Annotated in this window: 22 protein-coding genes and 1 pseudogene; 13 read left to right on the forward strand and 10 right to left on the reverse strand. The window is 45.2% G+C overall.

From position 1 onward, the window contains the following. Positions 1–152 precede the first annotated feature (152 nt). Entirely contained in the window at positions 153–527 is a 375-nt protein-coding gene (locus QUB51_RS25215; protein ID WP_333234240.1) for a pirin-like C-terminal cupin domain-containing protein, read from the forward strand. Positions 528–728: 201 nt separating this feature from the next. On the opposite strand, the gene QUB51_RS25220 is transcribed toward QUB51_RS25215, so the two are convergent. The 5 genes from QUB51_RS25220 to QUB51_RS25240 form a co-directional block, all read right to left on the reverse strand. Further along, positions 729–1304, reverse strand: coding sequence for a TIGR04376 family protein (locus QUB51_RS25220; protein ID WP_333054634.1), 576 nt, complete (start codon positions 1302–1304; stop codon positions 729–731). 355 nt (positions 1305–1659) lie between these two features. Next, positions 1660–2901: a hypothetical protein gene (locus QUB51_RS25225; protein ID WP_333054632.1), complete on the reverse strand. Its 1242-nt coding sequence runs from the start codon at positions 2899–2901 to the stop codon at positions 1660–1662. Positions 2902–3350: 449 nt separating this feature from the next. Beyond that, a complete protein-coding gene (locus QUB51_RS25230) occupies positions 3351–3923 on the reverse strand; it encodes a hypothetical protein (RefSeq protein WP_333054631.1) in 573 nt (190 codons plus the stop codon). Next, positions 3910–5028: an AAA family ATPase gene (locus tag QUB51_RS25235; RefSeq protein WP_333263716.1), complete on the reverse strand. Its 1119-nt coding sequence runs from the start codon at positions 5026–5028 to the stop codon at positions 3910–3912. The genes QUB51_RS25230 and QUB51_RS25235 overlap by 14 nt, the downstream gene beginning before the upstream one ends. Positions 5029–5206: 178 nt before the next feature. Continuing rightward, positions 5207–7129: an ATP-binding cassette domain-containing protein gene (locus tag QUB51_RS25240; RefSeq protein ID WP_333234237.1), complete on the reverse strand. Its 1923-nt coding sequence runs from the start codon at positions 7127–7129 to the stop codon at positions 5207–5209. Between the two features lie 164 nt (positions 7130–7293). Between QUB51_RS25240 and QUB51_RS25245 the strand changes: the two genes are divergently transcribed. The 7 genes from QUB51_RS25245 to QUB51_RS25275 all read left to right on the forward strand — a co-directional run bounded on the left by QUB51_RS25245 (position 7294) and on the right by QUB51_RS25275 (position 10837). After that, the gene (locus QUB51_RS25245; protein WP_333212195.1) at positions 7294–8064 is read left to right on the forward strand and encodes a hypothetical protein; all 771 of its coding nucleotides are present in this window, start codon (positions 7294–7296) and stop codon (positions 8062–8064) included. Positions 8065–8106: 42 nt separating this feature from the next. Then, a complete protein-coding gene (locus tag QUB51_RS25250; RefSeq protein WP_333212197.1) occupies positions 8107–8349 on the forward strand; it encodes a DUF433 domain-containing protein in 243 nt (80 codons plus the stop codon). Continuing rightward, positions 8333–8707, forward strand: coding sequence for a DUF5615 family PIN-like protein (locus QUB51_RS25255; protein ID WP_333212199.1), 375 nt, complete (start codon positions 8333–8335; stop codon positions 8705–8707). Before QUB51_RS25250 ends, QUB51_RS25255 begins: the two co-directional genes overlap by 17 nt. A 128-nt stretch (positions 8708–8835) precedes the next feature. Then, on the forward strand, positions 8836–9219 hold the full coding sequence (locus QUB51_RS25260) for a hypothetical protein (RefSeq protein WP_333212201.1): 384 nt from the start codon (positions 8836–8838) through the stop codon (positions 9217–9219). Then, complete coding sequence (locus QUB51_RS25265; protein WP_333212203.1) at positions 9209–9556, forward strand: DUF5615 family PIN-like protein; 348 nt, start codon at positions 9209–9211, stop codon at positions 9554–9556. The genes QUB51_RS25260 and QUB51_RS25265 overlap by 11 nt, the downstream gene beginning before the upstream one ends. 98 nt (positions 9557–9654) lie before the next feature. Continuing rightward, the gene (locus tag QUB51_RS25270) at positions 9655–9930 is read left to right on the forward strand and encodes a nucleotidyltransferase family protein (protein ID WP_333212204.1); all 276 of its coding nucleotides are present in this window, start codon (positions 9655–9657) and stop codon (positions 9928–9930) included. Between the two features lie 535 nt (positions 9931–10465). Continuing rightward, the gene (locus QUB51_RS25275) at positions 10466–10837 is read left to right on the forward strand and encodes a DUF4342 domain-containing protein (RefSeq protein ID WP_333212206.1); all 372 of its coding nucleotides are present in this window, start codon (positions 10466–10468) and stop codon (positions 10835–10837) included. A 213-nt stretch (positions 10838–11050) separates the two neighbouring features. Here the strand turns inward: QUB51_RS25275 and QUB51_RS25280 are convergent. From QUB51_RS25280 to QUB51_RS25290, 3 genes and pseudogenes are all read right to left on the reverse strand, one after another. After that, positions 11051–11518: pseudogene (locus QUB51_RS25280) on the reverse strand (serine hydrolase). A gap of 319 nt (positions 11519–11837) precedes the next feature. Next, a complete protein-coding gene (locus QUB51_RS25285) occupies positions 11838–12170 on the reverse strand; it encodes a hypothetical protein (protein WP_333054618.1) in 333 nt (110 codons plus the stop codon). 44 nt (positions 12171–12214) lie between these two features. Beyond that, entirely contained in the window at positions 12215–12388 is a 174-nt protein-coding gene (locus QUB51_RS25290; protein ID WP_333040368.1) for a hypothetical protein, read from the reverse strand. 276 nt (positions 12389–12664) lie between these two features. Between QUB51_RS25290 and QUB51_RS25295 the strand changes: the two genes are divergently transcribed. Both QUB51_RS25295 and QUB51_RS25300 read left to right on the forward strand, forming a co-directional pair. Then, a complete protein-coding gene (locus QUB51_RS25295; protein WP_333212208.1) occupies positions 12665–14533 on the forward strand; it encodes an AAA-like domain-containing protein in 1869 nt (622 codons plus the stop codon). Between the two features lie 375 nt (positions 14534–14908). Further along, positions 14909–15508, forward strand: coding sequence for a Uma2 family endonuclease (locus QUB51_RS25300; RefSeq protein WP_333263719.1), 600 nt, complete (start codon positions 14909–14911; stop codon positions 15506–15508). Between the two features lie 13 nt (positions 15509–15521). Here the strand turns inward: QUB51_RS25300 and QUB51_RS25305 are convergent, their stop codons facing one another. Continuing rightward, the gene (locus QUB51_RS25305) at positions 15522–16301 is read right to left on the reverse strand and encodes a 5-formyltetrahydrofolate cyclo-ligase (protein ID WP_333212212.1); all 780 of its coding nucleotides are present in this window, start codon (positions 16299–16301) and stop codon (positions 15522–15524) included. Positions 16302–16514: 213 nt separating this feature from the next. On the opposite strand from QUB51_RS25305, the gene QUB51_RS25310 reads away from it, so the two are divergent. Continuing rightward, on the forward strand, positions 16515–19202 hold the full coding sequence (locus QUB51_RS25310) for an AAA-like domain-containing protein (RefSeq protein ID WP_333263722.1): 2688 nt from the start codon (positions 16515–16517) through the stop codon (positions 19200–19202). A gap of 266 nt (positions 19203–19468) precedes the next feature. On the opposite strand, the gene QUB51_RS25315 is transcribed toward QUB51_RS25310, so the two are convergent. Then, positions 19469–19933, reverse strand: a complete 465-nt coding sequence (locus QUB51_RS25315; RefSeq protein ID WP_333054612.1) for a COP23 domain-containing protein — start codon at positions 19931–19933, stop codon at positions 19469–19471. A gap of 345 nt (positions 19934–20278) precedes the next feature. Between QUB51_RS25315 and QUB51_RS25320 the strand changes: the two genes are divergently transcribed. Both QUB51_RS25320 and QUB51_RS25325 read left to right on the forward strand, forming a co-directional pair. Continuing rightward, complete coding sequence (locus QUB51_RS25320) at positions 20279–20776, forward strand: HNH endonuclease (protein ID WP_006633674.1); 498 nt, start codon at positions 20279–20281, stop codon at positions 20774–20776. Positions 20777–21014: 238 nt separating this feature from the next. Next, positions 21015–22289 carry a bifunctional oligoribonuclease/PAP phosphatase NrnA gene (locus QUB51_RS25325; protein WP_333263725.1) on the forward strand — a complete coding sequence of 425 codons (1275 nt, stop codon included), beginning with the start codon at positions 21015–21017 and terminating at the stop codon, positions 22287–22289. Positions 22290–22309: the final 20 nt, after the last annotated feature.

A 22309-nucleotide genomic window follows, 5' to 3' on the forward strand; every position in this document is an offset into this window, starting at 1 on the left:
CCAACAGCGCAGGAAGTGAGTTCTGAATTGCGACTAAAGATGGCTTTAGTCAAGTTTGGGTAAGTTTTACGAAGCAGGACGCAGGAGTTTCGTTCACCCTGATTGCGGGTGAGGCATACGATCGCACTTCCCCAGTTCAAATATTTTCACCCATGATTTATCTGGACGTGCAACTGACTGCTGGAAGAGAATTTACCTTACCGGGCCATTACAGCGAACAGGCGGTTTACAGCGTAACAGAGGGGCTTGCGATCGATGGAGAGCCTCTGGAACAACATCGGTTAGCGGTTCTAAATTCAGGCACTGAAGTAAACATTTCTGCTTCAGCCAAGGCTCGTTGTATTGTGATTGGCGGTGAACCTGTTGGTGAGCGCCATAAGTGGTGGAATTTTGTTTCGAGTCGGCACTCGCGCATTGAGCAAGCTAAACTCGATTGGAGAGAGGGACGCTTTGCTCAGGTTCCTCAAGAGACAGAGTTTATTCCGCTGCCCGAAGAGCCACCTTCTCAAGCAGAGCAACCGTTGTGAATAACCGCAGAGATTTAACTTTAAAAACTGTTTTTTGATGCATAATTTGTCTTTTTTACTCTAATCTTCACGAATATTATTTCAAAATCGGCGTTGCTTAATCAGGGTATGAAAAAAATCAGTGGGAAATCGGGAAGCTTTGTGGGTACTGGTTTATATGACTTGCATATTGAGCTTTTCATACCGTAAATCAGCAACGCCCTATCTGCCTATATTGCGCTTCATTCGATCGAGTTCTTCGTCTGCTTCCCAGCGTTGAAACTTTTCTTCTAAAGGATCTGCCGCATTAAAACTGTTATAATTTGAACTCTGATTCCAACCCTTTGTATCCCAATTTGGCTCTGTTTTAGTGGTAGGGCGAGTTGCGGCTTCTGCCGCTTTGGCTCGGACTTCTTTTCGCCGTACTTGAATTTGGCGGTACAGTTCTTTTGCTTTTTCAATCCGTTCTTTGCAGCCTTGCATTTGACCCCAGCGCTGATTTCCCTGACGCAGCAAAGCGGCTTGTCGCTCTTGGGCGGCTTGAGCTAAATCGAGCCTTTGAGCAGCTTTAGCTTTGTTGATGCGATCGTTCCAGCGCTGAATTTCTTGGGCGGCGGAGAGAATTTCGGCTTGCAGTTTTTTCTCTTGTTTTTGGATATCGAGAATCAGTCGCAGAGTGTCTTCTTCTTGTTCCTTCAGTTGTTCTTCTATTGCCTGCAATTCGAGATGGGGATTGCTACGCAAAAATTCTTCTAATCGGGTTTCTAGAAAGCGGCTGAAATCATCAAATAAGCCCATTTTTTATAATTCCTCAGTCAATCGATTTTAGGTTTTAGATTTTAGATTTTAGATTTTAGCATTGACTTGCGCGAGATAAATTCGGGGGCAAGTTTATCGGATACAGGTTTTTTATTTCTCCACACATGAATCCGGGGGGTTGTATCCTGGATGCTTTCGGTCATTAGTCATTGGTCATTAGTTATTAGTCATTGGTTCTTAGTCACTGGCGATCGATCATCGGTCATTAGTTGTCGGTTATTATAACTAACTGTTTTCAACGGTGAGGTACAGCCTCGTAATTGCCAATCACCAATTACCATTACCTAACTCATAACTAATGACTGATGACTAATGACTCATAACTGATGACTGATTAGAACTTTTGGCCGACAAAAACCGATCGCACATCTCCTCCCTTGCGAATCACTGCTTCTTGATTTTTGATTTCTGCCAGCGTCCAACCGCTAGCGCCGATGCTTTCGCCGACATAAATTCTGCGGGCTACGCCGTCTACTTCAAACAAAGCAGCCGATCGATCGCCCAACTCCAAAATCCCTACCAGCGTGTGGGCGGAAGTGGAGGCGCTGCTAACGGCCGGTGCCGATTGCTCGGGCGCGGGCGCAGATTGCTGGGCTGCTGCGGGCGCTGGTGCCGGTTCGGTTTCGCGAGCCAAAATCTTTGGCTGGGGAGACTCCGAGGGGGAAGGGGAAGCGGCGAGGGGATCTCGATTTCCCGCAGCGGCGATCGCACGACCGGAGGCTGGAGCAGCCGGTGAGGGGGAAACTGCCGCGGTTTGAGGAGCAGCAGGAGCAGCAGGAGCCGCCGGAGCCGCAGCCACCTGAGCAGGCGGAGCCACAGTCACCTGAGCGGGGGGAGGGATCACTACGATTTGGGGTGCTGGTGCTCCCGGCTGTGCGCCGGCTTGTTCTAGGGCATCAGCGATGCGGTTGACTGCTGTCGAAAGACCTGCGGTTGCCGGCGGCGCGCCGGAAATTTGAATGCTCGGCAGCGTCCCTGGGGTGGGGGCTGCGGGAACTCCTGCAAGTTGGGGGTTAGCCTGGGGTGCTTTTTTTTGTTCGATCGCTTCTAGGGAGCGCTGCACGTATTCCACAAACGGGGTGTCTGGTGCTGTTTTGCCACTTGCTGCGGGTGTCTCTGGTGCGGGGGCGGCGGGCAAGCGCACGAGTCCCGACCTGCTCGCGAGCCATAACCCCATGACTAGCAGCAGCGACCCAAATGCTGCTCCCAGCAGCATTCTGTCGAATGATTGTTTGGACTGCTGTTTTTTGGTTGTTTCTAGGGCGACTTGGCGGGCGATCGCTTCTACGTCTTTTTCGCCCCGCTGCGACTGGGGGGGTGCCAACTGCGACAAAACTATTTGAGGTACCGAGATCGACTTGAGGGCCACGAATTCTGGCTGCACTGGTTCCGATGGCAGTCCGCCGCTGCCGTCGAATGCTCGATCGACTCCTTCAAACAGTTCGTCCATCAACCGATCGGCGTAGGACTCTACTGCCACTGCTTCGGCTGGCACTGTTTCCACCGTCGCCCTCACGGCGATCGGCTCTGACGCTGATTCCAAAGACATCTGTTCGGCGATTACTTTTTGAGGCATAGTTTTCTGTTTGCTCCCGCTCCTCGACAACCCTGAGATTCTCAACTTCAGACTTCTACAGGATACTTGTGATGTTGACCAATTCTTGGCTCAGAACAGGTCAATTGTATCTCACCCATCACCATATTTTTAGTCCTCGACCAACTTACTTTGCCCGATCGACTTTTGTTTTACCTGTTTTGTGCCTTTTCGCCCCTGTTTTCTGCTGCCAGTCTTACTTGCTTACCCTGACTTTTACTGCATATTCTACTGCTTTTGTCAACCCCACCCTCCGGGGCTTCGCAGTTTGTGACATACAGCTTTACTTGGGGCGATCGCAAAAAAAGCGGGTTTTTTGCCGCTGTTTGCGATGGCTTTGCAGCTTTGACAACGATTTCAGACTTTTATCCGTCTTAAGTTTTTGGTCAGTTTGCTTGACAGTAATGACAGGTTGCAGATTTTCTCATAACTCATGGCTGCAACAGTGGTAACAACCGCTGTAATTCCCCACAAGCTGCCTGAAGCGATAGCGGCGCATTTTCTGGTAAGCTCTGAGAATAACATCGATCGGCTAAATCCTCAACAGGGCGTTTGCAAATAGCCTCATTCTTCTCAAATTTTGCATAAGCATCCTCTTCATTCACAGTTTCTCCCTGCAAATAATCTCCCTGCAAATAGTGTATCCAAGTCTCAATATTGCGCTTGGGAACAAAAATCGCGATCGCCTCATTCGGTTCCCTATTTTCCTGCTTATGTTCATCAAGCACACTAGCTAACCAATTAAGTCTTGCTGCCAGCGTACCCGTATCTGCATCAATTAACACAACTAATCCAATCGCCACCCGGTTTCTATTCTGGCGATAAGCTTTCACTTCCGCCAGATACTGAGTGCGTACATACTGTTCTCCAGCTTGGCTACCTTTCGGACAAATATTAGCCCGAAATCTACCTGTAAAACCTCTCCTTTTTAGGAAATAACGCGCAAAAACAAACTGCTGTAGATCCTCGCAGAGAATGACAATCTGAACTCTACGCTGACTCATTCAACCATCCCCGTGCAATCAGTTCAGAAACTGGCAATCCCGAATTGTCAGCTACTTCATTGCTAATTCGTTTGACTCGAACAGCAGCATTGCTTTGACGCTCAAACCAATAGCCAATCCGTGAAGCTAAAAGATAGTTAATTAACTCAGGATGGTGAGAAATTAGTAATGCTTGAACTTTTTCCTCGCTACAAAGGTCATAAAGCTCAATCAGCCAGGGTTGAATTTCTGGTAATGCTAAAAAGTTTTCCGGTTCATCAATCCACAAGGTATAATCTTCCGATTTTGTACCGTAAATCAGCGCGTATAAAGCCACTAATGTTTTTTGTCCGTCCGACAATTCTCTGAGACGATATTCAATTGGCTTGCTGTTATCTTTTTCTCCTGAAAACCGCAGTTTTAATACCAAATTATCTTCGCTTACTCGCTCAAACTTAAAATTGTTGAATCCATCCAAAACATCTCTTAAAATATTTCCAATCTCAGCAATTTTACCTTGATCTTCAGATAAGTAGCGATACCAAGAAACAAAATTTTCCATCCGAGGACTCAAACGCATTTGTTCTTGGCTACTTTCATCAACCATCAAGCTGGGAACAACTTGCACGATGATAAATCGCGCCATCCGTTCTCTAAACCAAGTTAACTTCGTGTTGTCGTTTCTTGGCATTAATGAAGGCAGAATAGATTGCGACCAGTCAAACTGGTATTTCGGGCCCGGTGAATAATCATCTCGATAGAGTTGAACTTCGCCGAATTCAAATTGTAGTAAAGGCTGGTTATCAAAGAGCAGACTCTCGTACCTAACACGACATTTATCTCCATACTCATCGATTTGTAATTGATATTTGTAGCAGCCGCCATTACCGAGAATTTCTAGCTCGAAACGCTGAATTTGTAAAGTTTGCCAGCGGGTGAAGTCCGCAGGTTTGAAAATTCCTTCAACCTTACTGTCGCCGCTGACCAATGCTTGGATTTTCTGCAACACCTCAAAAACTGTTGATTTACCCGATCCGTTAGAACCCAGAAATAGATTAATGGCATCAAAGTCAAGTTCAAAGTTTACCAAACAGCGAAAATTGTCAATATATATTCGTTTCAGCATGGGATTATTTCACTCATAATTACTCTATAGCAATCCTAAATCATTTGTGAATTTCTTACTCCCTCCCCTTACCAAGGGGAGGGTTGGGGTGGGGTAAAAAATTTACGACTCCTGCAAGGATTGCTATAGCTCCTGTCATTATTAACAGGAGCTAAACACAACATTCGGACAACCCAAATTAACCCACCCGTTCCGCCAATTCCAACCAGCGCTCAGTCGCCCGATCGATCTCCTGCGTCAACTGAGCCAAACGATCCGATAACTTCTTCATCTCGGCAAACTCGCTCGGAGCATTGTGAGACAAAATCTTCTCAATGTCTTCTTTTTCAGCTTCCATTTTCGGGATTTGACTTTCTAATTGTTCGTATTCCCGCTTCTCATTGAAGGAGACTTTGGGAGCTTTTTGAGGGGAATTTGTGGGTTTTGAATTGTTAGATTCAACAGTACGCGTAACTTTTTCTTTTTCTTTTTGCCCTTTTATTTCCTTGGCTTCTTCGGCTTTCTTGTAATCTAAATACACTGAATAATTGCCGGGATACAAGCGCAAATTGCCGCCAGGTTCCAATGCGAAAACCATGTCGATCGTGCGATCGAGAAAATAGCGATCGTGGGACACCACAATTACGCAGCCGTTAAAATCTTCGAGATAATCCTCCAAAACCGCCAAAGTCTGCACGTCCAGGTCGTTTGTCGGTTCGTCTAAAATCAGCACGTTGGGCGCACTCATCAGCACTTTCAACAGAAATAATCGGCGCTTTTCCCCGCCCGAAAGTTTGTTAATCGGTGCATACTGTTGGTTCGGTGGAAACAGAAACTTTTCCAACATTTGAGAAGCGGTAATGATTTCCCCGTCCGCCGTTTGCACCAACTCGGCCACACTTTTCAAGTATTCAATAACTCGCTGGTCTTCGTTGGGCGTCAAATCCTCTGAATGCTGGTCAAAATAACCGATATGAATGGTTGTGCCAATTTCGACAGTACCCGAATCCGGCTGAATGCGTCCGGTGATGATATCCATCAGCGTCGATTTTCCCGCACCGTTGCAGCCAATAATTCCTATCCGGTCTTCGGGTGTGAAATTGTAGGTAAAATCTTTAATTAAAGTGCGATCGCCGTAAGCTTTACAGATATTCAGTAACTCAATAACCTTCTTACCAATCCGGCGGCCCGCTGTGGCAATTTCGACTTTGCCGTTGGCTGTTTTGAACTCCTGGGCTCGCATATCTTTAATGCGATCGATCCGAGCTTTTTGCTTGGTACTGCGCGCCTTCGGCCCGCGTTTGAGCCATTCCAATTCGCGCCGCAATACACCCGCGTGTTTGCGAACTGTGCTGGCTGCGGATTCTTCAGCTAGGGCTTTTTTCTCCAAGTAATAAGCGTAATTGCCAGCATAATTGTAAAGGTCGCCGCGATCGATCTCTAGGATGCGATTGGTAACGCGATCGAGAAAATAGCGATCGTGCGTAATCAGCAGCAAAGCACCGCGATAGCCGTTCAAATAGTTCTGCAACCACTCCACAGACAGCGCATCTAAGTGGTTTGTCGGTTCATCCATCAGCAAGACATCGGGCTCGGACAACAAAGCCGTTGCTAAGGCAATTCGCTTGCGGTAGCCGCCCGACAAATCGGCAATTTTCGCATCAAAATCCTCAATCCCCAACTTGGTCAAAATCAATTTCGCCTTGGTTTCCAAATCCCACGCATCCACCTCATCAATCCGTTCAGACACCGCAGACAGACGCGCCATCAACTTGTCTGTATCGCCTTTGCCGTGGGACAATTGATCGGAAATTTCCTCGTATTCGCGCACTAAAGCCATTTGTTCGCCACTGTCGGCAAATACTTGCTCTAAGACAGTGTGATTTTCGTCTAAATCCGGCTGTTGGGGAAGATAGACAATTGTAGACCCTGGATTGACCCAGCGATCGCCAGAGTCGATCGACTCCATACCCGCAATCATTTTCAGCAGGGTTGATTTGCCGGAACCGTTTGTGCCGATGAGTCCGACTTTATCGCCTTCATCGAGGCTGAAACTGGCATCTGTCAAGAGTTCCTTGATGCCGAAGTCTTTTTTGATCGATCGTAGAGTAAAAATAGTCATGAGTATATAAAATTATCTACCTAACTTTTGACATCGGTGAGCGAATTGCGGTATTTTAGGTTATATCATATATTGTAACGCATTTGTGACACAACTATAGAAACAATCTCGACTAAAAAAGTGAAGGTTCCAAATTATTTTCACACTAGACGCTTTGTTTTTCTATGATATCAGAAGTAGCACTATCAAAAAGGCGCGGTTTTCAGTTTATAGAACTGGAAGCAAATAAGGTTGGCATTCTTTTAGTCAAAGCTCCCATTGAATTAAGCAGTCCGGTGATTGCCAAAGTATTTGGTGGCAATTTAGAGCTAAACGTATGGGGTAAGCAGTATCATCCTAGTGATTGCTGGATGTCACTTATATATCAGTATAAAGGACATCCGTGGAGTATAGTTTTTCCAATCAATGTGTGTGTAGATAGCAAGGTTTCTCAGGTGTCTGAGTCATTGAAAACTCGATGCATTTATTTACAGAATGAAGATACATCAGGTTGTTCTGCGTATCAGCTATTTGAGAATGGTAAATGTATTGAAGAGTTCGAGTGGGGAGTAGATTACACCGAAGAGGTTTTTGAGATTTCACCCCAAGAATTACCGGAATATGCAGAGGAAATGGAAGCGCGGGGTACGCCCATAGCCGACGGTTGGAACCCCAAGAAATGGGATATTTATATTACCAGTGGTACTCATGTTGGTTACAAATTTCGCACTGAAGAATGCACGCTCAAAGTAACTGAAGATAGTTTAAGAGATTCGAGACTTTTTCTTGATTTTCTCCTGCGAAGGCAAGATGCTTGGTTGCCTGATTATGAATACATCCCTTGGGGAGAAATTATCAAAGCTGAAAGTGCCAACGCTGACGATTTTGTGCGCGTAGACGGGATCTACAGAACGACTAAAATAGAGAGACCAACTCCACTTAACTGGGACACTTGATATGGTTTCGTCAGAACTACTCTTGAGGTTGCGAGGGTCAAAATGAAAATAGATCGTATTACAAGCAATCCAAAGCGGATGAACGGGCAACCATGTATTCGCGATCTTCGGCTTACTGTTCGTCGAGTGATTGAGCTGCTAGCAACTTATCCCGATCGAGAAGAGCTACATCAAGAGTTTCCCGAACTAGAGGATGAAGATATCCGGCAAGCCCTAGTTTTTGTATCTTGTTACCTTGACGATCGCATCATTGAGCTACCTAATCATTATGAAGCTGTTGCTTGACCAGGGATTACCACTTTCGGCGGCAGCATTATTACGTGATGCAGGTATCGAAACCATCCATGTTGGTGAAATTGGTATGTCTCAAGCCGAAGATACCGAAATCATCCAGAAAGCCAGATTTGAGGAACGTGTGGTTGTTACACTCGATGCGGATTTTCATACATTGCTAGCACTTGATGAAGCAGCTTCTCCTTCAGTTATTCGCGTTCGGATTGAAAGGTTACGCGCCCAAGCATTAACGGATTTACTGCTGATGGTAATTGCTGAGTGCGAGGAGGATTTAGAACAAGGAGCGGCCATTTCGGTCGAGCCAAGCCGTATTCGTATTCGTCGTCTGCCACTCATACCGGATGTCTAAAAAATAGTCATCAGTATAAACAGTCATTTACGTGACCCTGATGCTCAAAAGGTTTATGTCAATCTCGATTGTCCACGCCTTCCAATGTACTATAATTCAGATACCAACCTTTGTTGGAGTATTTTTTTATGTCCTTGCAAGAGCTTAAAGAAAAAGCCAGCCAACTATCAGTCAGCGATCGCCTTGCCCTGCTAGGTGCGATCGTTCAATCCCTGCAAAGTACACCAGAAATCGAGAATTGGCAATATTTAATTGCACGTCCTCATCCTTGGCGCAAACAACTTTACATTAAGGGACGTAAATTACTGGCATCGACTATTTGGCGAGACATGACTGCCAATCAGATGTCACCCGAACAAGCTGCCGAAAATTGGGATTTACCCCTGTCTGCTATCTATGAGGCGATTGATTACTGTCAGAATAATCAAGAAATTTTAAAATTAGAAGCAGACGAGGAACGCTATCGATTGGAAGTAAAAGGAGTCCAAGTTCAGTCTACGAATGCTGCTTGACGAAGATTCTCAAGCCAAGTATTTAGTCAATCTTCTTCAGGCAGCCGGTCACGATGTAGCCACAGTCAATACATTAAATTTAATGAATCATCCAGATTCAGTCGTGCTAGACGCTGCCAGAGAAAATGAGAGAGTGCTGCTTACACGCAATTGTGATGACTTTCAGCAATTGCATCAAGCGAACCCAGAACATTCAGGAATTTTGGCAGTTTATCAAGATTCTGAAGCTTCTAAGAATATGAGTTATCAGGCGATAGTGAAGGCAATTGATAATTTAGAAACAGCCGAATATGAACTCAATAATCAGTTTGTGGTTCGGAATCAATGGAATTATTAATGAGAAATTTATGTAAAAATGCAAAATATAAGTCTCATTGTTAGCAGCTATTATACAATTTTATCGAAACCTAGTTTCTGCTAGACAAAGGAGGCTGAATGAAAACCGATCTCGCCCTGCCAATTGACCAAATCACCAAATTCTGCCAACAGTGGCAAATCATCGAACTCTCCCTCTTTGGTTCGATACTTCGTGACGACTTTCATGCAGACAGCGACATCGATATCCTAGTTGCTTTTGCCCCCACAGCCAACGGGCGTCTACTCGATCGCGCCCAAATGCAGGAAGAACTCGAAGCAGTGCTAAGTAGACGAGTCGATCTAATCAGTAAACGGGCGATCGATCGCAGTTCCAACTGGATTCGCCGCCTTTGAAATTCTCTCTACTGCTCAAACTATTTATGTCAAATAACTGGTCTCGCACTTCCTTAATCGATCGCTCTTTTTATTTCAACAACTGCTTCTCCCGTTTTACCCGTGGCGCGATCGGGTATTGATAAGAAGTCGTGCCGATCGACTGCTTAAACAGATCGGCGAAAAGTCCGTTAAGGTTATCTGTTTTCAGCCGAGATTAGGCAAGCAAAATCGTTAGCTTTCTGGGTAAGTGCAAGCGATCGCCGATTGGTGTCCAACTTAAAGATTCAACAGACAGCAGCCATCTTGGCATAGCTGGCATACGCACCTTACTTGTATCTAGAGACGGGTTGTTTCCACAATATCTGCTCTACCTTTAGGAATACATAAATCCGCCCTGATCTAACGCCACAAAAATAATGTTGTGAGTAAAAAGACGGGGGTGGAAAGTACGAATGCAGATTGTAGGGTTTCCTTGCCTGTCATTCCCAAGTGCGATCGCCGAAGATAAGGGTATAGAAATTAAACGGCTGGTTTTCACCCGCCCTTACACAAAATGAACTCACAACTAGAACAACAAGTAACAATTCTACAAGACGAAACAGCAGCGGCAGGGAATTCAGCCAACCCAACAGTTGAAACTCATGTATTCGCCTCAGAATTTGCCACAGAGGAAAAAGTCAGAGTGGAAGAATTTAAGATTAGCGGCGACAGCCTAATTGGTAAAGTCAAAGAACTAATTCAGCAAGGAAAACTCCGCCGCCTTGTCATCAAAAACTCGCAAGGGCGGACTTTGGCAGACATTCCGCTGATGGCGGGATTGGTAGGTGGCGTTGCAGGATCAGTAGTCTTTCCCATTGCTGCTGTACTTGCTACAGTGGGGGCAGTTGCGGCTCATTTGACTGTGGCTGTCGAGCGCAAAGAATAGAGCTCTTGCAAAAATCCTTTCCCTCAATTGATGGGACGGGCTCTTCGGCCCATCCCACAAGAAAAAATAACTCTTGTGGGATGGGCCGAAGAGCCCGTCCTAATTATTTTTGCAAGAAGTCTAATAGTGATTAGTAATTAAAAATCTTCTCTTCAAGTCCGCGAAGGCGGACTTTGTTTGTTTAGTAGCGATTTCTATCGCCGAATTGTCTGATCAACGTAACTTCTCCGGTACTCTCGCCGCAGGTTGGTCTAAATAATTGTAAACAATCCGCGAAATTCGACGGACAAAATCTCTCACAATCGGGTCATTGTAAGGACGTTTGACAAAGATTGCGGCTAAATAACGCTTACCGTTGGGCATATCAATAATTCCCGCATCGCCAACCACAAAGCCGATATCTCCGGTTTTGTCCGCAATAACTGCACCGGGACCCAAACCTGAAGGCAACAGCGTTCTAGTTGTTGTGTGCCGCAGTAATTCTCAAGCTTGTTCGCGACTGGATTCAGAAACTAATTTATCGCGAGACAGCATCGCCAGCAGCTTTACCATATCCACAGAACTTGTGGTATTTGTTCCTTAAAAATCACCGAGCCAATTGCGAATTATCGTATCAGTTAATCCCAAACTGCGAAAACGTTCGTTGAGTTTAGTAATTCCCCCCAAACGTTCAATAATCATTTTGGTGGCTGTGCAGTTTTAGAGTCATGTTTAAAGAGAAAGAGTTGAATGGCCGCAGCGAGAAAGCGGCTGGAAAAACGTTATCAACCGCTTTCGATACGAAGCACCTAGCATCATACAGTCAACTCTTGCCCGCAGCCGTATTTTTTTTATTTTCTTTGAGAGTATTCCGTTTCCGGGACTCCTATCAAATGCGGTTATATTACCCCTTTTTTTTCGAGTCTGGCGGAGGGAGACGAAAGTTTGTACAGGGGCGAATTCTAGTGGCAGAATTCTTGTTTTGTAGACACAAATTTTATTCACCTGAGATGAATCCAAGTTAGGCGACTTCCCGATTTCTAGCATCTTCGAGCGAGTCGATCGCGGCTTTGAGAAAAACTTTTCCTTTAGCAACAAATCGGCGATCGCTCAAAGGATCGTAAGCTTCCCAATTACCGCTAACTTCGCGATCGCACCACAAAAACCAGCAGCGGTAGATTTCCCCGCTATCTATATCATCGCACAAAGCCAGCCAATCATCCCCCGTCAGAGCGCTGGCATCTAATGCTACCAATTCCACCCACGCAAGTGCAGTGCAGGCATCGATCGCCTCAGCGTCAACGGAATCAGATTTGGTAGCTATAGGTTGTGGTGAACACAGTGTAGACTTCATAATTTCTCCTTAATTCAATTAAATCAATCAATCAATGGATTGCCCTATTTATGGAACTGACCCGGTACGCCAAGTGGAAAAACTGTGTTTTGATAAATTTCTGGTTCGTCAAATTTACCAGCCGCTGATGCTTCTGTTAAATTATTAAGTGTATTAATTGTGAAAATGGCGGCGGTTCCCAAAGCGGCCATTGCCAGTCTGTGTAAGATTTTGCTCATTTGGCTGCTCCTTTTTTGCTTGGTGTATCTACTCTAAAAAGTTAAGTGGTGAGTAGTGGCGGAGATTGGGGAGTTAAGAAAAACTTTTTATCCTCAAATATATTCAACTGTTGAAGCCGTTATCAGGACAGAGTTTGAGGAGTCGATCGCCCCAAAAACCTCTTCAAGTAAAATCCCTTAAATTCCGGCTGGCTGACTATCTTCCTTAAAATCGCCTAAAATAGGGACTTAAGGCGTTAAAATTTCTAGATTCGTTCCCCTTTCAGTGCAAGCGAAGTGCTCAAGTCAAAACGCGATCGTGGTCGCATTCTCACTGCCTCTGGCTTAAAGAAACTTAACGAGGCGCTCCAAGAATGGTCTGACCGATATAACATTAGAGGTACTCTGACTGAAATCGAGGCCGAGTCTGGCGTTGGTGCCGATACAGTCAGCAAAATTAAGCAGGGTAGAGAAGGTGCGGATTTGAGTAAAATTCGACAGTTGTTCGCGGCTTTTGAAATGACTCTGGCTGCTAGCGACCATCGATCGGCTAAACTTGAGGAACCGGAAAATTTAGACGTGCTGGACAATTTGCCGCCAGCGGGAGAAACAGCCACCAGCAGCAGAATTGTTAAAGTATTTGTCAGTTATCGCAGCGCCGAACCCGATCGCGAGTTGGGAAAACAGTTAGAAACGGCCTTAAGCGCGATCGGTCATACAGTTTTCACAGCAGAAAATAATATTAGATTAGGAGATAATTGGTTCGATCGCATTAATTTATTCCTCCAAGAATGCGATTATTTGCTGCTACTGTTACCGCCAACGGGAAACCAAAGCGAACTACTAACATATCAAGTTCAGCAAGCAAAAGAACTCCAAGACTCCCGCCATGACAAAAAACCAATAATTCTCCCCATCCGCGTCGGTTTTCCGCTGAACGCGCCTCTAAATCACGATTTGCGGGGTTATCTGTACCGCATCAAACAGAGGGAATGGAAAACCACCGCCGACACTCCAATTATTATCGAAGAAGTTCTGAACTTGCTAGCAGAAACTCCCGCACCAGTCACAGAAGAAACAGAAGATTTAACACAAAACCAGGTATTAGAAATTAGCAGCGACGAAATACCTCTACCCGCCGCCGAACCAGAATTACCGGGAGGACAAGTCGATGTCGCTTCTCAATTTTATGTAGAACGCCCGCCCATTGAAGAACGCTGCTATCAAACTATTGTGCAACCCAGCGCGTTAATTAGAATTAAAGCACCGAGACAAATGGGCAAAACTTCCTTGATGGCAAGAATTTTGCATCACGGATCCCGTCAAGGCTATTGCACCGTGCCGCTAACTTTTCAGTTAGTAGATAAAGGCGTCTTTGCCAACTTAGATAAATTCTTAAAATGGTTTTGCGCTTACGTCGGCCGCGAGTTGCACTTACCCAATCAATTAGACGATTATTGGGATGACATTTTTGGCAGCAAAGTTAACTGCAAAGATTACTTTGAAAAATACATTTTGCCGCAAATCGACAGTCCTTTAATTTTAGGATTAGACGAGATCGATCGCGTTTTCCAATATCCCGACATTGCCGAAGACTTTTTAGGACTACTGCGGGCGTGGCACGAAGAATCGAAGCGGCGCGACATCTGGAAAAAACTGCGATTAATTGTAGTTCACTCCACGGAAGTTTACATCCCGATGAACATCAATCAATCGCCTTTCAACGTCGGACTTCCCGTTGATTTGCCGGAATTCAACGCTGGGCAAATCCAAGATTTAGCAGCGCGCCATAATTTGAATTGGTCGGAGGCAGAAGTTGAGGAATTGATGGCAATTGTCGGCGGACATCCGTATTTAGTGCGAGTTGCATTATATCACATTTCGCGATCGGATTTGACACTAGATGAATTAAAAGAAAGTGCGATCGCAGATGCTGGAATTTACAGCGACCATTTGCGCCGCCAATTGTGGAATTTAGAAGAATATCCAGAGTTGGCGCAGGGGATGAGAGAGATTGTAGTGGCGGACTCTCCGGTGCAATTAAAGGCTATGCAGGCTTTTAAATTAGACAGCTTGGGGTTGGTGAAATTGCAGGGGAACGAGTGCGTGCCGAGGTGCGAGTTGTACCGACAATATTTTCGATCGCACTTGAGCGCGATCGGGTAAAATGTAAAGCGGTTTGCGATCGTATAATTCCCGATATTGTAGGGGCGGGTTCACCGATAATAACAGCCTAAAACTGACAATCTCATAAACCCGCCCCCACCAAACGAAAAATCACAATCTACATATTTTTAGATTAAAACATCCCATGAACGATATTTTTTTGATAACATCCGATAATTGGCTAGATTGGATAGCCGTATTTGGTTATCTAGCTTTTACAGCTTTCATTGCATGGCGCGTATTCACCACAAAGTAGATATATTATGAAATTACCTTCTTCCTGTTCTTCTGCTTTCTTACTTCGCGTCCTTCGCGCCTTCGCGGTTCGTTAAATAAACGGTAAAATAAGACAATAATCAACTCGCCCATACAGTTATGCAGCCCGTCGAAAGTGTCGCAGCAATTCCGAACGATCTGATTTTGCGCTTGAGCATCGAGCAGTATCATGCGATAATTCAAGCTGGCATTCTCACCGATGATGACTCTGTAGAATTGCTGGAAGGTTGGCTGGTTTTCAAAATGCCAAAAAATCCACCGCATCGAGCAACAACTCGTCTGGTCAGGACAGCTTTAGAGAATATTTTACCCCCTGGTTGGTATGTCGATTCTCAAGAACCGATAACGCTATCTAACAGCGAACCAGAACCTGATATAGTGGTTGTTCGAGGGGATACAAGACAGTATCTCGATCGCCATCCGGGTGCTGAAGATATTGCCCTGATTATTGAAGTATCTGATACGACACTTCAGCGCGATCGCACTGTCAAAAAACGGATTTATGCCCGCGCTGGAATTGCGATTTATTGGATTGTGAATCTTGTTGAAGGACTGGTGGATGTGTACTCTCAACCAATTGCTGAAGTTGAGCAGCCAGATTATAGTCAAAGGTTGGATTTCGGGCGATCGGCTGTTATACCGATTATTATTGAAGGCCGAGAAATTGGGGCGATCGCTGTAGATGCTCTTTTGCCTTGATTTTGATTCCAAGCTATTGGTTATTGGTTAATTGCTCTCTCAACTTTCGCAAAATTGGAATTTTTTCCAACTGTTCCGGCCGTATACTATCCCAGTTTAACCCAATTGGACGCGGATAAGTTGTATTAGTTTCAATTACCTCCTCAGCATTAACAATCCAATTCAGTGCCCAATCGTGAGCTTGCATCGGTAAACGCAAATCTTCGACTATTTGCAAAGGATGCACTGTTGTCACAATTGGCGTATCGATTTCTACTAACCCGAATTCTGTCAACATAGCCAATTCCAAATCGGCAAAACCTGCACCTTTCCCGGTTCTTCCCCCGTTGCGCGCCACCGCTACACAACCGACTATTACTAAATCAATTGGCTCCATTTCTGCAAAACTTACCAATTTTCCGCAATCGAGAGCTTTGCGGGCGATCCTCTTCGAGGGCTTCGCTAACGCACTTTCGGCAATTGATATATTTTGTCTCTGCAAATCCTCAGCGGTTAACTCAACAAAACAGCGATCTTCTGTCAAGCGCGGTACTGCCATATACAGGCGTTTTCCATCTTGCAAAGCTTGCATCCGCACCGGATTTTGCGCCGCATCTGGATTGCACTTAATCGTTTTTGCTTGTTGCCAAATTGGTAAATTTGCCAATTTTTCCGCCGCCAACTGGGCCCCAACAAAGTTGGGAATATGACCAAACGGATCGCCAATAGATGCGGCTTGCTGCTTGAGCAAAGACCAAATTTCTGTTCTTAACTTGTCTTTGTCGTCGTTATATCCAGTCCAATCAGTTTTCATGTTATTAGGCCTTATTGGTGGCGGTAAACTGCGCTAAAATTGTATGGTGCGTCCGACTTTCGTTATAGGGCAATTATTCAGGATTTCGGATCTGACGCACCTTACTAATTGTGCCCGTTTCGGTAGATGTAAAGAGATATTTTAAATGATGTAGTAGCGGTTGAAACCGCCGAATGACTAAAAGGTGATCTTTTTATTGTACCATTTTATCCTATGGATTATACCACAAAACCCAGTTACTATCAAGTCGGTGGGAGTTTGACAAATAACGCTCCCAATTATGTGAAGCGGCAAGCAGACGACGATTTATATAACGGATTGAAGGCGGGGGAATTTTGCTATGTTTTGAATTCCCGGCAAATGGGCAAATCTAGCTTGCAGGTGCGGACAATTCAGCGGCTGAGAAATGAAGGAATTGCTTGTGCTGCGATCGACATTTCGGAAATTGGCAACCGCGGCGTCACTCCCGAACAGTGGTATGCTGGTTTGCTACGCATCCTCGAAAATAATTTTAACCTGTCGGATATTGTCAACGTGCGGACTTGGTGGCGCGATCGCAATTTTTTAACTCCGGTTCAAAGGTTGAGCGAATTCATCGAAACCGTACTGTTACCGAACATTTCCAGCAATATTGTCATTTTTATTGACGAAATCGACAGCATTCTCGCCCTAGATTTTCCCGCCGACGATTTTTTAGCCTTAATTCGATCGTGCTACAACAAGCGCGCCAACAATTCAGAGTTCGATCGCCTAACTTGGGCCCTCTTAGGCGTAGCATCGCCGACGGATTTGTGCCGCGAGCAAAATGCCACCAGCAATACCCCTTTTAATATTGGCAAGGCGATCGAATTAACTGGTTTTGACGAAACAGAAGCTCAACCGCTAGCAGCGGGGTTGGCAGAGCTGACAGACAGCTCTCAGGAAGTTTTGAGAGAAGTATTGTATTGGACTGGCGGGCAGCCTTTTTTGACTCAAAAGCTGTGCAAACTTCTCTTTGAAAATGCCGAATTAGTCCAAAATTCCAAAGAGTGGGTGGAGAAAGTAGTGCGCTTGAAAATTGTGGAAAATTGGGAAACTCAAGATGTGCCAGAACATTTGTCCACAATTCGCGATCGGCTTTTCAAAGAAAACCAGCGGATTGTGAGGAGACTCGGATTGTATCAGCAAATTTTAGAGCAAACTGAAATTGTCCCCGATGGTAGTGCCGAACAAATGGAGTTACGATTAAGCGGATTAATCGTTAAGCGCGGGGAAAAATTAACCATTTCTAATCCTATTTATGAAGCTGTATTTAACCAAGAGTTAATTGAAGAAAAATTAGAAAAACTCTCGCCTTACTCGGAAGCCATCAAAGTCTGGCTAAATTCTAGCTGTGAAGATGATTCCCAACTGTTGCGAGGGGATGATTTGCAGTCAGCATTAGTTTGGGCGGCCGGCAAAAGTTTGAGAAACGAAGATTTTCAGTTTTTGACTGCCAGCCAGAAAGTTATTTTGAGCGACCAAAATCAACTGCTGCATTTAGCTACACTCGAAACCAAAAAAGCTGTCTGTGATGCCGAAAAAGCTTTGAGTGAAGCTGACTCTGCCAAACAAAAAGCCAAACAGTGGATCGGCATCGGTTCTGCGGTACTGGCAGCATCGTTACTGGCGGCGATCGGCTTTTCAACTCTCGCTTACCAGCGGTTTAAACTAGCACAAGCAAGTATTGAAATCGAACAAAATGGCAGCGATGCTTTACTGTTGGCGGTATCTCAAAAAACCGAAAACACCGAAGCTTTATCAGAAGCTTTACTGAGGGCGATCGCCTCCGGGAAAAAATTAAGAACCTTGGTTCAAAACAAACCTAAGCTAGAACAATACCCGGCAACTAGACCGCTGTTAGCCTTACAAATAATTCTCGATAAAATTAGCGAAACACAGCAAATTAAAGCCTCATTAAGTCCGCCAAGAAAGATAACGTGGCAAGCTCATAAAAATGCCGTTACCAGCGTCAATTTTAGCCCAAATCGGCAGATTTTAGCAACCGCAGGAATAGACGATAGAGTTCGGATATGGAACTTTTCCGGGCAAAAAATTGCTGAATGGAAAGCTTTCCAGCAGTCAGTTAATATGGTAAATTTTAGCCCAAATGGTAAATTTTTAGCGACCGCAGGAAGGGACAGCACAGTTAAAATCTGGAATTTATCAGGTAAAAATATTGCTACTTTGAAAGGAATTAAAGGCTCTGTTACCAGCATCAGTTTCAGCCCGGAAGGAAAGTTATTAGCGGCGGCAGGGATAGACAGCTATGCTGCAATTTGGCAATTGTCAAAACAGCCACAATTAGTATCGCCTAGCCAGAAACTCCCAGGTCACAACGGCTTAGTGAGAAGCGTAAATTTTAGCCCAAATGGTGATTTCATAACGACTTTAGATGGCAAATCTACAGTGCGACTTTGGAATTTATCGGGCAAGCTAAAAAAAACACTGCCTATTCAGGCAATAGGGATTAGTTTCACTCCGGCTCAACACCAGTATCGCTTTGCTACAGTAACATTAAATGGCAAAGTTGGGCTGTGGAATCTGTCAGAAAAAGAATTAGTTAAGGAATTTCAAACCTTGCATTTTGATGCGAAATCAATTAGTTTTAGCCCCGACGGAGAACGGCTGGCTACAGTGGGAATTGACAAGACAGTGCGACTGTGGAATTTAGCGGGGCGGCAGGTTGCTCAATTTGAGTTCGAGGAGAATGTTGTTAGTGTCAGTTGGAGTCGAGACGGAAAACAAATTGCTGTAGCTGGAAGCAACGGCACTGTATGGTTGAGGCAGGTTGAAGGGTTAGAAGAATTGCTGAAGCAAAGCTGCAATTTTTTCGCCACTCAACCGAAGTATTTTACCAGAGTTTCAACTATCTGCAAGTAGGGACACCGCACCGTGCCCTTATTCGTGTCAACTTAAGCTGTCAGCCCGCCAAGTCTGTTAGTCGTCCATCAAGTCCGCCAGGGGTTGAAACCCCTGTCTAATAGCGAAAGTCCTCTCAAAGAGGACTGAAGAGAAGAATCTCCACTCATTAGTCCTCTGAAGCGAGGACTTTAGCTTTGAGGCAGGGGTTTCAACCCCTGCCGGACTATTTGTTGTACCTTAAGTTGACACCTATGGGCACGGTGCGGTGTCCCTACTAATGATTATCAATTTACTTTAACAGGCGAAACACTTACATTAGGATTTGTAACTCTTTTTAAGAGTTCTTGTCGGGCTTGTTCGGGATTTTGACCTTTGGGTACTTGATATAATAATCTACAGGAACCATCTTGAGGATTAGCTGCACAAATAATTAATTGACCGTTGCTAGATGCACCTGCTGTGACAATATTATCCCAGCTTCCTTGCGGTTGCGAGTTGTTGAGAATTCCTGAGACTCTGGTGCACCGAGTAATCGCATCTTCTCCTGATTCATTGAAATAGTTATCAGCTAGCCACAAAATAACGGGAATATTTTTGCCTTGTTGGACTGCAATTGTAGCGGGGCGGCCACCAGTAGCGCCACAGAAGAATGAAGGCGCTTGGGCGAAGGCTGGACTGTTTGCTAAAATCGGAGCAGCAAGGGCAATAATTGACGCGCTAAAAACTGACTTTAAGAGCCGAAATTTCATGAGCAGTAATAAGCTTTTTCATTTAAGGTTACTAATAGTCTAAAAATTTAAACTGTTTGTTGCCGGGAAGATTAGGCATTTAGAGAAAAAAATAAAATTTATTCGGCAAATTTTTGCGATCGCACACACTGGCCTCATCTGGGCCAAAACTCCGGGAAAAAAGCTCGCTGACAAACACCAAAGGCAGAAAATAGATGCAGCCCTAGGGGGCGCAGGCGCGAAGGTATAGGGTAAAGGATTGGTTTTTCAGCGTTTTTTGCGATCGCCTCGCTCTTCCCGATCCCGCCCCACCTAAAGTGGAACCTGTGTTACCATCGGGAAAAATATTCTCTTTAATAATCAACAATGGGCAATGTTCTGGTGCTGAACGCCTCCTACGAACCCCTTAACATCACCAATTGGCGAAGGGCGGTAGTTTTGTTGCTGAAAGGAAAAGCAGAACAGGTAGAACACAACGGGAAATTTATTGCGCCAAACTTCCCGCTACCAACTGTGATCCGACTGCGGCATTATGTCCGAGTTCCCTATAAGGATATTCCGCTAACCCGCCGGAACATCTTGCACCGGGACGCACACTCTTGTCAATACTGTAGTTATACGGGCGACGATTTAACCCTCGATCATGTCATTCCCCGATCGCGCGGGGGAGGGGACAGTTGGGAAAACCTCGTCACCGCTTGCGTGCGCTGCAATGTCAATAAAGGCAGCCGGACGCCGAAAGAAGCGGGAATGTCGCTGCGCTATCCGCCTAGGAAACCTCACAGCGGTCTTTATTTTGAAGTCACTAAACACGTTAAGAGCGGTATGCACAAAGAATGGCAAAAATATGTAATAGGCCTTTAAAACCCCTGTCAGCGCAAGCGCGGGGGTTTTTTGCGGGAGTTATTAGTTCTGAGATTGCTTCGTTCCTGGCAACACGCACTCTCTCCATGAATTAAAAAAGTAAACAGAGAATTTACCATCTTAAATCAGGTTTCTCGTAAAAAGTATGGGCTTTGACAAACAGGCATCTACAAAGAAACCGGGTTTAAGATCGAATGTCGTGCAAATCTTGAAATAGTTAAATTGTTAATTTTCAACGATGAAAGACCATCCCCCTAACAATTCCGATGAAACATCCGGCAACCGCGAAGGTGAACTTGAGGCCAGCAGCGAGGTTGTACCCGGAGTGAGTGCGCCTGGGAAACGGCGCAGCAAAGCCGAAGTTGCTTCCGAAGAGAATCGCGGCCGTCTCCGCGAGGAATTGCACGATCGCAAAGTCGAGCAATTGCGCCAAATGTTCGATCGGCACAAAGGCACTCGCCAGTTAATCTTACTGCAAGATTTTCCAGATCCCGACGCACTTTCGAGCGCTTGGACTTACAAATTAATCGCCGAACAATACGATATCCAATGCGAGATTATCTACGCCGGCGCCCTCAGCCACCAAGAAAATATTGCCTTAGTTAAATTGACAGGGTTGCCGTTGCAGCGGTGGACGGTGGAAACAGTAAAGACTAAGGATTTGTCGGTGTTTCAGGGCTGCGCTTTCATTGACAATCAAGGGACGACTTGTAACTTAACCCAGTATATTTTAGCGGCTGGAGTTCCGATCGCTGCCGTCATCGATCATCACAATTTGCAGGGGGAAATGAACGCAGAATTTACCGATTTGCGCCCTCAAATCCGCGCTACAGCCACGATTTTTGCCGAGTATTTACAGTCTGGACTGTTAACTCTCGACGCCAGCGTCAGTCTGCACATCAAGTGCGCTACAGCTTTGATGCACGGTTTGCGATCGGATACGATCGCCCTCAGACAAGCTCAGGAAGAGGACTTTTTAGCTGCGGCTTATTTGAGCCGGTTTTACGACCCGCAGTTGCTGAATGCCGTGTTACAGTCATCTCGTTCTAAGTGGGTGATGGACGCGATCGAGCGATCGCTCAAACACCGCACCGTCCAGAACAATTTTTCGATCGCCGGCATCGGCTACCTCCGCTATGACGATCGGGATTCTATTCCCCAAGCGGCGGACTTTTTAGTAACAGAGGAGAACGTACATACAGCCGTTGTTTACGCAATTGTTCACGACAAAGACGAAGAAATTGAAGTAGTAATTGGCTCGCTGCGAACTAATAAACTTACTCTCGACCCCGACGAATTCATTAAAGAAGCCTTCGGTCAAGATGCTCAAGGACGCTTTTTTGGTGGTGGCAGAAGTCAAGCTGGAGGTTTTGAAATTCCCGTGGGATTTCTTTCTGGCGGGAATGAGAAGAGCGATTATGCAAGGCTAAAATGGGAAGTATTCGACGATCAGATTAAGCAAAAGTTGCTGCATTTAATTAGTCCTAAAGACAATCCTGTTTACGATCATTAATATCATGTCCGATCGATTAA

Source organism: Microcoleus sp. AT8-A3 (genome assembly GCF_036705675.1).
In the GTDB taxonomy this organism is placed as follows: domain Bacteria; phylum Cyanobacteriota; class Cyanobacteriia; order Cyanobacteriales; family Microcoleaceae; genus Microcoleus.

Excerpts from the sequence above, each read along its gene's own strand:
- QUB51_RS25305 (WP_333212212.1), bottom strand. The coding sequence starts at position 16,301 with ATGAAAACTGATTGGACTGGATATAACGACGACAAAGACAAGTTAAGA.
- QUB51_RS25220 (WP_333054634.1), bottom strand. The coding sequence starts at position 1,304 with ATGGGCTTATTTGATGATTTCAGCCGCTTTCTAGAAACCCGATTAGAA.
- QUB51_RS25250 (WP_333212197.1), top strand. The coding sequence starts at position 8,107 with ATGAAAATAGATCGTATTACAAGCAATCCAAAGCGGATGAACGGGCAA.
- QUB51_RS25215 (WP_333234240.1), top strand. The coding sequence starts at position 153 with ATGATTTATCTGGACGTGCAACTGACTGCTGGAAGAGAATTTACCTTA.
- QUB51_RS25230 (WP_333054631.1), bottom strand. The coding sequence starts at position 3,923 with ATGAGTCAGCGTAGAGTTCAGATTGTCATTCTCTGCGAGGATCTACAG.
- QUB51_RS25290 (WP_333040368.1), bottom strand. The coding sequence starts at position 12,388 with ATGAGCAAAATCTTACACAGACTGGCAATGGCCGCTTTGGGAACCGCC.
- QUB51_RS25320 (WP_006633674.1), top strand. The coding sequence starts at position 20,279 with ATGGGCAATGTTCTGGTGCTGAACGCCTCCTACGAACCCCTTAACATC.
- QUB51_RS25265 (WP_333212203.1), top strand. The coding sequence starts at position 9,209 with ATGCTGCTTGACGAAGATTCTCAAGCCAAGTATTTAGTCAATCTTCTT.
- QUB51_RS25245 (WP_333212195.1), top strand. The coding sequence starts at position 7,294 with ATGATATCAGAAGTAGCACTATCAAAAAGGCGCGGTTTTCAGTTTATA.
- QUB51_RS25275 (WP_333212206.1), top strand. The coding sequence starts at position 10,466 with ATGAACTCACAACTAGAACAACAAGTAACAATTCTACAAGACGAAACA.
- QUB51_RS25235 (WP_333263716.1), bottom strand. The coding sequence starts at position 5,028 with ATGCTGAAACGAATATATATTGACAATTTTCGCTGTTTGGTAAACTTT.
- QUB51_RS25300 (WP_333263719.1), top strand. The coding sequence starts at position 14,909 with ATGCAGCCCGTCGAAAGTGTCGCAGCAATTCCGAACGATCTGATTTTG.
- QUB51_RS25240 (WP_333234237.1), bottom strand. The coding sequence starts at position 7,129 with ATGACTATTTTTACTCTACGATCGATCAAAAAAGACTTCGGCATCAAG.
- QUB51_RS25285 (WP_333054618.1), bottom strand. The coding sequence starts at position 12,170 with ATGAAGTCTACACTGTGTTCACCACAACCTATAGCTACCAAATCTGAT.
- QUB51_RS25270 (WP_333212204.1), top strand. The coding sequence starts at position 9,655 with ATGAAAACCGATCTCGCCCTGCCAATTGACCAAATCACCAAATTCTGC.
- QUB51_RS25310 (WP_333263722.1), top strand. The coding sequence starts at position 16,515 with ATGGATTATACCACAAAACCCAGTTACTATCAAGTCGGTGGGAGTTTG.
- QUB51_RS25255 (WP_333212199.1), top strand. The coding sequence starts at position 8,333 with ATGAAGCTGTTGCTTGACCAGGGATTACCACTTTCGGCGGCAGCATTA.
- QUB51_RS25225 (WP_333054632.1), bottom strand. The coding sequence starts at position 2,901 with ATGCCTCAAAAAGTAATCGCCGAACAGATGTCTTTGGAATCAGCGTCA.
- QUB51_RS25260 (WP_333212201.1), top strand. The coding sequence starts at position 8,836 with ATGTCCTTGCAAGAGCTTAAAGAAAAAGCCAGCCAACTATCAGTCAGC.
- QUB51_RS25325 (WP_333263725.1), top strand. The coding sequence starts at position 21,015 with ATGAAAGACCATCCCCCTAACAATTCCGATGAAACATCCGGCAACCGC.
- QUB51_RS25315 (WP_333054612.1), bottom strand. The coding sequence starts at position 19,933 with ATGAAATTTCGGCTCTTAAAGTCAGTTTTTAGCGCGTCAATTATTGCC.